The organism is Chitinophagales bacterium (assembly GCA_020635995.1).
Taxonomy (GTDB): Bacteria; Bacteroidota; Bacteroidia; order Chitinophagales; family UBA8649; genus JAFMKE01.
In genome coordinates this window covers 247,908-260,511 of record JACJYS010000003.1, presented here as the reverse complement: position 1 = coordinate 260,511, position 12,604 = coordinate 247,908, and the positions used below count along the sequence as shown (strand labels likewise).

11 protein-coding genes are annotated in these 12,604 nt (G+C 31.1%); 5 read left to right on the top strand and 6 right to left on the bottom strand.

Going from position 1 to position 12,604, the window contains the following annotated elements; all coding sequences use genetic code 11:
- Positions 1-119 precede the first annotated feature (119 nt).
- The 3 genes from carA (at position 120) to lgt (ending at position 3,409) form a co-directional block, all read left to right on the top strand.
- Positions 120-1,223 carry a glutamine-hydrolyzing carbamoyl-phosphate synthase small subunit gene (carA, locus tag H6578_06970; GenBank protein MCB9226886.1) on the top strand — a complete coding sequence of 368 codons (1,104 nt, stop codon included), beginning with the start codon at positions 120-122 and terminating at the stop codon, positions 1,221-1,223.
- Positions 1,224-1,286: 63 nt separating this feature from the next.
- Positions 1,287-2,576, top strand: a complete 1,290-nt coding sequence (gene eno, locus H6578_06965) for a phosphopyruvate hydratase (protein MCB9226885.1) — start codon at positions 1,287-1,289, stop codon at positions 2,574-2,576.
- A 17-nt stretch (positions 2,577-2,593) separates the two neighbouring features.
- Positions 2,594-3,409 (top strand): prolipoprotein diacylglyceryl transferase, encoded by an 816-nt coding sequence (gene lgt / locus H6578_06960; GenBank protein MCB9226884.1) that lies wholly within the window; start codon positions 2,594-2,596, stop codon positions 3,407-3,409.
- Here the strand turns inward: lgt and H6578_06955 are convergent.
- The 4 genes from H6578_06955 to H6578_06940 all read right to left on the bottom strand — a co-directional run bounded on the left by H6578_06955 (position 3,399) and on the right by H6578_06940 (position 7,355).
- A complete protein-coding gene (locus H6578_06955) occupies positions 3,399-4,616 on the bottom strand; it encodes a serpin family protein (GenBank protein MCB9226883.1) in 1,218 nt (405 codons plus the stop codon). The genes lgt and H6578_06955 overlap by 11 nt on opposite strands.
- Before the next feature lie 291 nt (positions 4,617-4,907).
- Entirely contained in the window at positions 4,908-6,398 is a 1,491-nt protein-coding gene (locus tag H6578_06950; GenBank protein MCB9226882.1) for a DUF5106 domain-containing protein, read from the bottom strand.
- A 1-nt stretch (position 6,399) separates the two neighbouring features.
- Positions 6,400-6,765, bottom strand: a complete 366-nt coding sequence (locus H6578_06945; GenBank protein ID MCB9226881.1) for a gliding motility protein GldC — start codon at positions 6,763-6,765, stop codon at positions 6,400-6,402.
- The gene (locus H6578_06940) at positions 6,765-7,355 is read right to left on the bottom strand and encodes a thioredoxin family protein (GenBank protein MCB9226880.1); all 591 of its coding nucleotides are present in this window, start codon (positions 7,353-7,355) and stop codon (positions 6,765-6,767) included. Before H6578_06940 ends, H6578_06945 begins: the two co-directional genes overlap by 1 nt.
- 89 nt (positions 7,356-7,444) lie before the next feature.
- Here H6578_06940 and H6578_06935 point away from each other — a divergent pair, with 89 nt between their 5' ends.
- The gene (locus tag H6578_06935; protein ID MCB9226879.1) at positions 7,445-8,422 is read left to right on the top strand and encodes an aldo/keto reductase; all 978 of its coding nucleotides are present in this window, start codon (positions 7,445-7,447) and stop codon (positions 8,420-8,422) included.
- Positions 8,423-8,929: 507 nt separating this feature from the next.
- Here the strand turns inward: H6578_06935 and H6578_06930 are convergent.
- On the bottom strand, positions 8,930-9,121 hold the full coding sequence (locus H6578_06930) for a response regulator transcription factor (protein MCB9226878.1): 192 nt from the start codon (positions 9,119-9,121) through the stop codon (positions 8,930-8,932).
- Positions 9,122-9,283: 162 nt separating this feature from the next.
- Between H6578_06930 and H6578_06925 the strand changes: the two genes are divergently transcribed.
- Entirely contained in the window at positions 9,284-10,771 is a 1,488-nt protein-coding gene (locus H6578_06925; GenBank protein ID MCB9226877.1) for a hypothetical protein, read from the top strand.
- Between the two features lie 809 nt (positions 10,772-11,580).
- Here the strand turns inward: H6578_06925 and H6578_06920 are convergent.
- On the bottom strand, positions 11,581-12,492 hold the full coding sequence (locus H6578_06920) for a hypothetical protein (GenBank protein MCB9226876.1): 912 nt from the start codon (positions 12,490-12,492) through the stop codon (positions 11,581-11,583).
- Positions 12,493-12,604 lie beyond the last annotated feature (112 nt).

The window sequence follows — 12,604 nt, the reverse complement described above, 5'->3', positions numbered from 1 at the left end:
ACAAATTAAAATATACAAAAGGGATAAACACAGCGTTTATCCCTTTTTGTTTATATCATCTTAATAAATTGGTTGAACTTAAAAATAATTAGCCTTAATTTCGCCAAAATATTGAAAATATGAGCTCTACAGACAAAGCATTTTTACTTTTAGACGATGGAACTTACTATGAAGGTTTATCTTTCGGATTAAAAGGAACTACCTATGGCGAAATATGTTTTAATACAGGAATGACCGGCTACCAAGAAGTATTTACCGATCCATCATACTATGGGCAAATAGTTATAATGACCAATGTACACATAGGAAATTATGGATCTATAGATAAAGAAATGGAATCGGGGAAAGTGCAAATTTCCGGGATGATATGTAGAAATTTCTCTGAAAGATTTTCAAGACTGCAAACAGAAGAATCTTTAGAGCAATTTTTTATAGACAATAAAATTGTAGGCATTAGCAATATAGATACGCGGGCATTGGTTACACATGTTAGAGATAAAGGTGCTATGAATTGTATTATTTCGTCAGAGCTGGATACTATAGATAAATTGAAAGCAGAACTGCACAAAGCACCCAATATGGACGGTTTAGAATTGGCTTCTAAAGTATCTACAGCACAGGCTTATACCGTAGGCAATGAAAATGCAAAATACCGTGTGGCAGCTTTAGATATGGGTATAAAGCAAAATATGCTAAAAATAATGGGAGCAAGAGATTTTTATATCAAAGTTTTCCCTGCCAAAACTTCTTTTGAAGAAATGGAAACATTCAATCCAAATGGATATTTTATTTCTAATGGTCCTGGCGACCCCGCTCCGGCAACTTATGCTATTGATACCGTAAAAAAAGTAATGGACAATAATAAACCATTATTCGGTATTTGTTTGGGACATCAGTTACTGGCTTTAGCTAATGGCATAAGCACCTATAAAATGCACCACGGACACAGGGGAATAAATCATCCTGTAAAAAACATTAAAACAGGACAATGTGAAATTACTTCTCAAAATCATGGTTTTGAAGTGAGCCGAGAAGATATAGAAAGTAGCAGTACTGTGGAGATTACTCACGTAAATTTAAACGATAATACTATAGAGGGAATTGCTATTAAAAATAAGCCGGCATTTTCTGTGCAATATCATCCGGAGTCTTCTCCCGGGCCTCACGATTCAAGATATTTGTTTGATAGATTTGAAGAATTAATGGAAAATAATAAACCTTAAAAATAAAAACCTGTCAGGTTGAAAGAATTAAAAATTAACCACTAAAAATTAATCATTACAAAAATGAGCCTAATAATAGACATAAGAGCAAGACAAATTTTAGATTCAAGAGGAAACCCAACTGTTGAAGTAGATGTAATAACCGAAGATGGATTTTTTGGCAGAGCGGCAGTACCCAGTGGGGCATCTACAGGTGTGCACGAAGCCGTAGAACTAAGAGATGGAGATAAAAACTATTACTTAGGGAAAAGTGTGAGAAAAGCTATTGAAAATATACATGAAACAATAGCGGAAGAAATAATAGGTGTTAGCGTTTTTGAGCAAAATTTAATAGACAGCTTAATGATAAAAGCTGATGGAACAGTCAATAAAGGCAAACTTGGAGCAAATGCTATTTTGGCTGTATCCATGGCGGTGGCAAAAGCAGCGGCTACGGCAAGTAATCAGCCACTTTTTAGATATGTAGGAGGTGTTAATGCCAATACGCTTCCTGTGCCTATGATGAATATTTTAAATGGTGGAAGCCATGCCGATAATAGTATAGATTTTCAAGAATTTATGGTTATGCCATTCGGTGCCGATACTTTTAGCGAGGCATTACACAAAGGAGTGAATATATTTCATAATCTTAAAAAAGTATTGCACAGTAAAGGATATTCTACAAATGTAGGCGATGAGGGAGGTTTTGCTCCAAATATTAAAAGCAATGAAGAGGCTATAGAAACCGTATTAACGGCAATAGAAAGAGCCGGATATAAACCTGGCGAAGATATATTTATAGCCATGGACGCGGCAGCTTCGGAGTTTTATGATAAGAAAGAAAAAGTTTATCATTTCCATAAGTCAGATAATAGAAAATTAAGCAGTGAAGAGATGGCGAGTTATTGGGCAGATTGGACAAAAAAATATCCAATAGTTTCAATAGAAGATGGTATGGACGAAGACGATTGGGCTGGCTGGAAAGCACTTACTAATAAAATTGGGAATAAAATTCAGTTGGTAGGTGATGATTTATTTGTAACCAACACCAATAGACTACAAAAAGGAATAGATGAAAAAATTGCTAATTCTATATTGATAAAAGTAAACCAAATAGGCAGTTTAACAGAAACGATAAATGCCGTTAATTTAGCTACAAAAAATCAATATACCTCAGTTATGAGCCATCGCTCTGGCGAAACAGAAGATACTACCATAGCCGATTTAGCAGTGGCTTTAAATACAGGGCAAATAAAAACAGGCTCTGCCAGCAGAACAGATAGAATGGCAAAATACAACCAACTGTTAAGAATAGAGGAGGAGCTTGGCGATACAGCTTATTATCCCGGCAAAAACTTTAAGTTTTTAAAGTAGAATAAATTTATTGCTTTATGGCCGTTGCAGGTTCTAATATTTTAAATTTTATTGTTTGGCGGCCCAATCCCATTGCTATAGATTTTGGAGTAATTAGCCTGTCTTGGTATGGTTTAACTTGGTCGCTTTCTATAATAGCTTCTTATTTTTTAGCTAAAATTATTTTAAAAAAAGAGGGAAAATCAGAGCATTATGCAGTTTTATTAATTCAGTATTTATTTATTGGAGCCATATTGGGAGCAAGAATATTTGATGTGCTTTATTACCATTGGCACGAGTTTTTAGCCAGACCTTTTTTAATATTTGAAATTTGGAATGGCGGTATGGCAAGCCATGGAGCTATGCTGGGTGTTATGTGTTGTATTTTACTTTTTATAAAAAAGTATAAAGAGTTTACTTTCCTTTGGATTTTAGATAAAGTAGCTATAGTTTCTGCCTTATCATCTGTTTTTATTCGCTTAGGAAATTTTATGAATAGCGAATTATACGGTAAACCAACAGATTTACCTTGGGCTATGGTTTTCCCATTGAAAGATTCATTGCTTTTGCCCCGCCATCCAGTGCAGTTATACGAAGCCTTTTGGTATTTAATATGCTTTCTTACATTTTGGTATTTATTTTCTACCCGAAAATTAAAAGATGGCTTTTTAACAGCTCTTTTTGGCATTATGTTTTTAGGCGGAAGATTTATTATTGAGTTTGTAAAAGAACCTGATGTTTTTTTTGGTCCGTTTACAAATACTCAGTGGTTAAGCTTGTTTTTTGTAGCAGTAGGAATACTAATGATGATAAGAGGTAAACTTTACGTTACAGAAAAAAGGACTACTCAGTAGGATTATTTATTCTACCTATAAATAAAATAGCACCCGTAGTTTCTTCTCTTATTAGCAATATAAACGGACGATTAATATAAACTCCTGCCGGAAGGGAAGTAACCACTATATCTATAGAAGTTACAGCAGCAGCTTCCGTACCTTCTTCATTAACTTTCATATAAGTTTTGTGTCTAACATCCGATACTGCCAAATCTCTTGCTCCGTCAATTCCGCTAAAATCGGCATCAGGGTTAAAAATAATACCCATACCCATGTCGCTTAGTATTTGTTTAAGTCCTTTTTCATATTCTAATTCAAATTTGGGCATATCAATAGTTAATCCATGTCCTGTTTCTAAGTCTGCAACCCAATTATTTACATCAGTCATATTTATTTGGTTGCTTAACTGACTAATGGTATTATTTCCATTAGGCAAAATAGCCGTAAAATGATATTTTTTAGTATTACCGTAGGGTAAATCAACTACTTCCACATTATTGTTTTGGTAATATCCAAAATCAATAGCACTGCTGTGCATCATATCTACAGGAACTTGATTACCGTTATTTGTAGTAAAATTACTTTGGTAAGTGTGTTGTGTTTCAAATTCTTCATTCCATGCGGCATTAAAGTAAATGGCGTTTATTAAAAACATTACATGGTCGGGACGTACTTCATCTATAATGCCGTCTATTTTTTGATTGGTATTATTATAAACCCATTCATTTATAATATCTTTTGCATTAGGATTTTCAAAATCTAAACCCTGCACTTCGGCATCTAAATACTGCTGATTATCATCTATAAATTCTTGAAGCACATTAAATCCGTTTCTATACCATATTGAATTTGCTATATCGCATTGCACATCGGTATCTACATTGGGCAAAAAATCTAATAAATCTCTGCAAGTTTGGTTGCTTTCCGTTTCATCAATACCCAAATGCAGGGTGTTGAGTATATCTGTTTTGGTGTTTCCTTCTGCTCCATTTATAAGCATACCAAAAGCCATGCTTACACTTAAAGGCGATAGAATAATATTGGCATCTTCATTTTCATTTTGTACAGTTGTTTTGTATAAATCAACGCCAAAATCATTAGAAGCTGCTACCAAACTTTTGTGCTTGGTGTTTATTTCAGGTATATTTTTATCGGGAGTGGTTTCTTTATTGCACGATAAAAGAGATAGAGATGCAAGAACGAATAGAAAAATTATATTTTTCATGGCTGTATATTTTTTTATAAATATACGGTAAAATATAATAGCTTATATATGTGAGAGTAAAATATTTTTTAGATAGAAATAGATTTTGAGAGGATAGACAAATAGATTTATAAAGTTTGCTTCGCTCGTGCCTCACTCGCAAAGACGCACTCATGCGGGTTCGTCTTTGCGAGCGAAGTGAAGCAATCTCTTGTTGGTCGTAATGAAAAGGAAGCCGACTGTGGGGGAAATACTCGTGGCACGACTTCAAGTCGTGCCACGAGTAGCAGAAATAAAAGCTAATAAAAAAAATTAATGCCCATGTCCGTCATGCTCATTATGTCCTTCTTCTAAAGGTTCTACTTTTTTAAATTCAAAATTGTTGTATCGGGCATCATCTTTAATTTTTAAGTATTGATGAAAGAAGTTTTCTAATTGTTCTACACCTAATCTTTTAGCAATAATTTCTTTTTTGCTGTCTAAAATAAAAATTTGCGGTGTGCTACTTATGTCGTATAAATCTCTAAATTTTGTTTGATGATATAAATCGCCTACGTTTATAAAGTTTAAATCATTTTCTCTAATAAACTTTTTCCATTTGTCTAATTCCTCTATACTTACAGTAGTTATAGCATATACTTTTATGCCGTCATTTTTATGCTTGTCGTAAAATTTCTTTAAAACAGGAGCTGCTTTTTTGCAGTGTCCACAATCCGGATCCCATATAAATATAATGGTATAATCGCTTTCAACTGAGTGCAATCTTACAAAATTAGTAACAGTAGTATCTCTTAGGTTTAAGTCCGGAGATATTTTGCCTATTAAAATAGGTTCTAATGCTCCGGCACGTTCTTTCATTTTATTAACGGTTTCTTCGTCTGTCCACCATGCTTTGTCTGTTGCATAGTAGTTGTTAACCAAATGTACATATACAGCATCATCGCCCATAACTTTGCTATTGGCATATTTGTTTAAAAGTGTAACTAAAACATACTGAAAAACTTTATCGTTTTGCTCTGCTTTTTTTAGCACATAATCGCAAGCTACTATTACAGAATCTTGCAGTTTTACAGTGTATTTATCAAAATAGTCAAGTAATTTTCCTTCAAAAATAGGAGTGCGTATTATACCTTCTTCGCTAAAATTGGTGTAATCCCAATAGTGCTTTCTAAAATACTCAAAGCGGAAATTATTTTGTTCATCTTCTGTCATACTTTCAGGTGCGTCCGGTAGGTCTATTTCTCGCATCATTCCCAATAAATCTGCATAAAAAAGATTTTTATTAGTTTCCATTAGTTTTTCTCTGTAGCCTATAAAATCATTATTTAATTTTTTAAGCTCTGCCTCATATTTTTCTTTTGCAGCACCTTGGCTACTTTTTACCTTAGCTTCCAGTTCCTGACTTTGTTTTCTTATATCAGCCATTTTATTCATATCGGCATAAAACAAATCATTATCTGGCGAATTTTTAAAAGTAGGCTTGTTAAGTTGCGAAGTATCGGCTAAGGTTATGTCAAAAAACTGACCTTTTACTAAAAATTCAAAATATCTATTGCCAAATTTTGGAAAAACAGCCAAATAAACACCGTGGTGCATTGGTTCTTCGCCTTCCATTACCAATTTTCCTTTCTTGTCAAATTGAAAAGTATCGGAAATGTATTGTTTTTTGCCATAGTGATAGGCTAAAAGCATAGTTTCATTAGCCAGCTGCGGTGCAGTTACGGTTATTTTATGTTCTATTTTTTGTGCAAAAAGGATATTAGAAACCAATATACCAACTATTAAAATTGCTATCTTTTTCATACTATTTATTTTGTTCTTTATTTTCTTCCCAATCGGAAGTTTTTTTAGCTAAGTTTTCTACAAATTCTTTAAGCATATCTTTAGCAAAAGGATTGTTTGTAGCTTGCACATAGCTGTTTGTTAAATTCATTAATGTTCTAAAATAATGAGAGTGCATTTCTTCTACACGTACATCTGTAGTCCATAGGTTTATGCCTAAAGAGTTGTTTTCTCTGGGATCCCAAATAGATAAATTTACTACTTTGCAGTCGTTAAGATTTTGGTGTTCACTATCCGTAGCCATCCATTTTAAATCTATGGGAATGTTGGCTTTATCTAAACCCACTTTTATTTTTATTTCAGAAGTTTTTTCTATGTTGTTATTCACTATTTATGTTGTTTTATAAGGTCTAATAATTCTTGCTGAAAGGTTTTACCTTTATCTTTTAAATACCAAAGGTGTGCCATTTTTATTTTTTCCTCTACAGAAGGTTTAGTTTTTAAAAATTCAACTACTTCTTCTTGCAGTGGTTTTGGTCTGGGTCCCCAATGAAATTTATAATTTAGGTTTTCATCTAAAGCAATAAAAATAGGTATAGATTTTCCTCCGTTAGTTAAAAAAGCATTTATTAAATTTTCATTTTTATCTCTTATAGCTATTTTAAGGTTTAAATCTCCTGCCACAGTTACAGCTTCTATTACTGGCTGAGCAAAAGAAGCATCGCCACACCAAGGCTCTGTAATTAACACAAAATGCCAATTACTTACTTCTTGCAAAGCATTATAAAGCTTTTTATCTAAATCAATTTTAGTTTTTAAGGAGTTAATTCTTTTAAAATTAGCTTCGGTATAAGCATAAAATCCATCATCGCTGTATGGAGCTTCTGTAATTTCTTTTTCAACTATCTTTTTGAAAAAAATGTTATAATCCTCTATCGTTTGTAGCGAATTAATATAATCTTTGGTAAATTTGAACATGGTAGCAAATGTAATAACATTAAAAGAGCTTATAAATAAGTTTGCTACTTTTTCCTTTAAAAAGATGTTAAAATAAATAATTAAAAAATATGGAATATAGAAGATTAGGTAATTCAGGATTGCAAGTAAGTGCATTATCTTTTGGAAGTTGGGTAACATTTGGTAGTCAAATAGACTATCAAAACAGCGAAAACTTAATGAAATTGGCTTACGAAAATGGTGTTAATTTTTTTGATAATGCAGAGGTATATGCCAGCGGAAAAAGTGAAGAAGTAATGGGCAAAATACTAAACAAAATGGGATGGAATAGGAGTAGCTATGTGGTTTCAAGTAAAGTTTTTTGGGGCGGAGATGGTCCTAATTTAAAAGGTTTAATGCGTAAGCATGTGGTAGAAGCTTGCCATGCGGCATTAAAAAGACTGCAAGTTGACTATTTAGATTTATTTTTCTGTCATCGTCCGGATGCAAATACGCCCATTGCCGAAACAGTGTGGACTATGCATAATTTAATTCAGCAGGGCAAAATTTTGTATTGGGGCACCAGCGAGTGGACAGCCCAGCAGATAACAGAAGCTCATTTAGTGGCTGAAAAGTATAATTTAATAGGCCCTACAATGGAGCAACCGCAGTATAATTTGCTACATAGAGAGAAAATGGAAAATGAATTTTTGCCTTTGTTTAAAAATTTTGGTTTGGGTACTACTATTTGGTCGCCTTTGGCAAGTGGCGTGCTTACAGGAAAATATTTGAATGGTATTCCTAAAGGAAGCCGTATGGAAATAGAAAGTTTAAGCTGGATAAAAGAGAGAGTTTGGACAGAGGAAAATAAAAATAAAGTTCAGCAGCTTAAAAATTTAGCTGATAATTTAGGCGTAAGCTTAACCAATCTGTCAATAGCGTGGTGTTTAAAAAATGAAAATGTAAGTACCGTTATTTTGGGAGCTACTAAGGAAAGCCAGCTTAAAGAAAATCTTAAATCTTTAGAAGTGCAGGCAGTTTTAACACCTGAAATTTTAGAAAAAATAGAAACAATAGTGAATAATAAACCAATATTAACAAGGTTTTAGAATAAAAAAAGAGGCTTCCAGGTTAGTTAATGGAAGCCTCTATAAATTTTATTGTTTTTTTTATTGTTGAAAAGATTACTTATATGGGTAAAACAATAAAATTTTAGTTTTCATAATTGGTTTTCGTCTTTTTAATAATTTGATAATGTAATACCAATTGTCAACACAAAATAGATTAATCTATTTTGTGTTTTACAATGGTAAATGCCGATAGAGCAATATATTTAGTACAATAAGGCGTAGCCGAGATTGGACTATTATATATTCCTAATCGGTATAAAATTACTTACCATTTGAGTATTGCTAAAACCAAACTTTGGATGTAAATAAAAAACCAAAGAAGAATTATTTTCATTTAATCAATTGATTATCAATTAATTATTGCCGGTTTAATTAATGAATAAAAGCAGTATTCGTAATACTAAATGTCAATTTAAAATAGAAAAAGCCTTCTCTAAAGAGAAAGCTTTTTCACACAACACAAAGACGAAAATGAAAGTTGGTTAGTTAGTTTAATATTTCGTTTCTAAAAGAGTAAGTAATTACGCTGTAAAAATTACTTAATCCCAGTTTATCTATTATATTTTTTCTATGAGTTTCCACTGTTCTTTCACTTATATATAGCTTATCTGCTATTTCTTTTGTAGATAAACCTTCAGCTACTTCTCGTATTATTTCTTTTTCTCTTTTAGTTATCATGTCTATGGTGTTTTTGTTTATGTTTCAAAAATATTTCAAGATAATTGTATATTTAAACCAATAAAGAGAGTTAAATAATAAGTTAGATTAAATAATTGTTTATCTAAAATATTGACAATCAATCTTTTATGATTTTATTTGCTAATAATTTAAACACAAAAAATGAAAAAAACAGATAGACTACATGAACTTGTTATTAGTTTAACCACCACAGAAAAAAGATTATTTAAAAGATATGTTTCTAATGCCAATAGTAAGGATAATAATTATGTTGAGTTGTTTGATGTGCTATCTAAAATGGATGAGTATGATGAAAAAATACTAAGCAAAAAGCTGAAAAATAAGAATACCGTAAAAAATTTAGCACAAAGTAAAAAGTATTTAAAAGACTTAATACTTAAGTGCATGAGAGATATAGATGAGAATAGGGCAGAAGATATAGTAAATGAGCTACTGAGAGAGTACAATTTTTTGAAGAAGAAGAATTTAATAGAAGAGCAATGGAAAAAAATTCAAAAAGCTAAGGAAGTAGCGGAAGAGTATGAACTTTATAACGCTCAGCTTGAAGTTCTTGAAGCAGAAAGAGGGTATTTTCAGTTGCATGATTTTAATGTATTTAAAAATGGTTTTGACAACTATAATAAAGAAAAAGAGGCTTTGATAGATAAATATGCTTTGTATAATAGATTAGAAGTGCTAAATAATAAGGTGTTTTTATATGTTAGGGGATTAAATTTTTCGGTAAAAAATGAGCATACTGAAGAATTGAAAAATGAGATAGAGAAATATGATGAAACTCAAGTGCTACAATTAAATTCGTTTAAAATTAATATTCTTTGGTATAAAATAAATGCCAATTATAATAATTTAATCAGTAATCATGAAAGGGAGTTAATCTACAGAGAGAAAATGGTAAACAGCTACAAAAAGAATAAAAAAAGAATAGCCATAGATACTTATAGCTATTTAATATTTTATTTTAACTTTTTATATGCTCTATTTAGAAATTCAAAATTTGAAGAGCTAAAAAGACAAATAGCTGAAATAGAAAAAATAAAAATAGATAATGATAATACAAGGCGAGAGTATTTATTAAACTACTTAATTTATTCTGTATTATATAAATTAAACACAGGTAATATTGATAATATTGATAATGAATTGAAGAAAATGAAAGTTTTAGAAAAAGAATTTATTCATTCTATAAACAAAGCTTCTTTAATGACATTATATTTTAATTTTTCAACCATTTATTTTATAAAATCAGATTTTTATGAAGTTTTAGAATGGTTAGATAAAATACAGAGCGTGAAAGCTAATGTTAGAATTGACTTAAAGGCCTTTGTAAAAATAATGGAGATAATTTGCCATTACGAATTAGAAAATTATACACTTGCAGAATCTTTAATTAGAGCATATACCAGAAGACCAGATACTAATGAAGACCACAAAGTGTTTTTAAGATTGATAAATAAACTTATAAATACAGGGCAGTTAGAAAAGAAAAAAGTATTTGAAGAAATACAAGCAGAATTAGGTAGTTTGACAGATTTTAAAATAGGCAAAGATTTAATTGATTTATGGTTAAGTGCCAAGCTTCAAAATGAAGATATACAAAAAGTGTATAAGAAAAATTTTACACTTGTTTAAAAAACGTTTAAATCAATCTTAAAATAATGTAATAGTCCAATCTCGGCTTCGCCTTATTTTGTTAAACATATTAATCTAACGGCATTAATTCAAAATAGTTTAGACTATTTCACATTAACAATTGGATATGACTATCCGGAAAGATACCCATGAAGTATTTTATATTAACTTTTCTTTAGTAGAAAAGTTACAAAACTTGCCTGACGGCAGTCAGGGAATCGCACTAAGTTTTCAGCGACCCTTTAAAATCTCACAGGTGTTCGGAACATCTATTTAATAATTGTTTTCGTAAAAGGAATTTGGGATTCCGCACAAATTTTTCCGTTTCACTACAAAATTTTACGGAATGACGCCCCTGATATGATGATTTTTTTGAACTTTTAGTTCAAAAAAATCATCACTCCGTTCTTCAAACAGTTTAATTTTTTACGGAGTTTTCGGTTAATGGGTGTTCCGCTTACAAACTCAAGGTGCACTTTTTATCTGACCTTAATCAAAAATACGTTAAGAAATGATGTAAAACAGACATCAACCATAAGCGGTTTTTATAAAAATACGGATAGACAAATTAGTATGCTCCTCCGAGTAAAAATACTTTAGGAAAACTGAAATTGAGCATACATTAATTTGTCATCGTCTGTTTTGTAGCATTTTAGTGTTTTTGATTACAGTCTTGACTTTTGGTTACCTTTGTGTCAAGACAAAGGTAAAAAGGATACAAACTGTAACTAAAATTACTTAAGCGTCCTAAGATGCTATCTTAAAGTATAAATTATTGAATAGTCATAATCTTAAAATAACCTATTCTATTATCTACCTATGTTGGTAAATTTAGCGTTATTTCGGTATAATCTATTTTCGCTACCAATTGTTTTGCTAAGCAGATAGTTTGAAGCATCATAATTTAGCTGGAAATAAGAGTTTCCGTCAGTGTCATATTTAACACTTATATAAACAGGATATTTTAGGTTTACACCAAAATGAGTATAAGCTGTAAGCCAATCTCTAATTTCTTCTTTTACATATTGGGTTAAAGTTGCATCATCTATATTGTTTAAACTTTCATTATCTTTTTTAAGATCTTCAACCATTTCAGCAACGGTATTATCCAGTATGCTTGAATCTCCAAGAATGATATATAGTTCATCACCATTATAATTACTTAAAGTGTTGTCCAATATGCTAGAATCTCCTAATACTTTTTTAAAGTCTGTTTTTATTTCAATAAGTGTATTATCAAGAATACTAGAATCGCCAAGAATTTTATGTACATCATCATTATTACTAAAAGTTTTCAGTTTACCATCTTTTTCCTTAGTATTATCAAGCAAATTTGCTTCACCATAAATAGCATATTCAATTTTTTCTCCCTCTATATTTTTAACAGAAAGAACTGGCTTACTAAGAAATCCGTTAGCCATATCCGTAATTGAATAAAATTTAATTTCATTATTTAGCTCATTTACTTTTTCGTATTCTAAATTTTGAGTGGCGGTGTTAAAAAATAGTTTAAAAGCATTAGAGTCATTTATATAAATGGTATCATTTCTTCCATCTTTAGAAACAATTACCTGAAATTCTTTGATATTTGGTTTGTCTTTATAAGGTGTATATATATTAAAGGTAAAAGAATCGGCACTAAAGGCTGTGGATTTACTTCTTGTATTACAAGCAAAAAGGAAAATAATAGCTACTAAAAAAAGGCTTAATAAATTTTTCATGGGTTTTTTTGATTAGTTTCGTACCAAATATAAAGCAATACATTAGAAAAATAGCAATAAAGGCATTAAAATACGGAAAAATACGTAGATAAATAATGGTTATTTATATGGA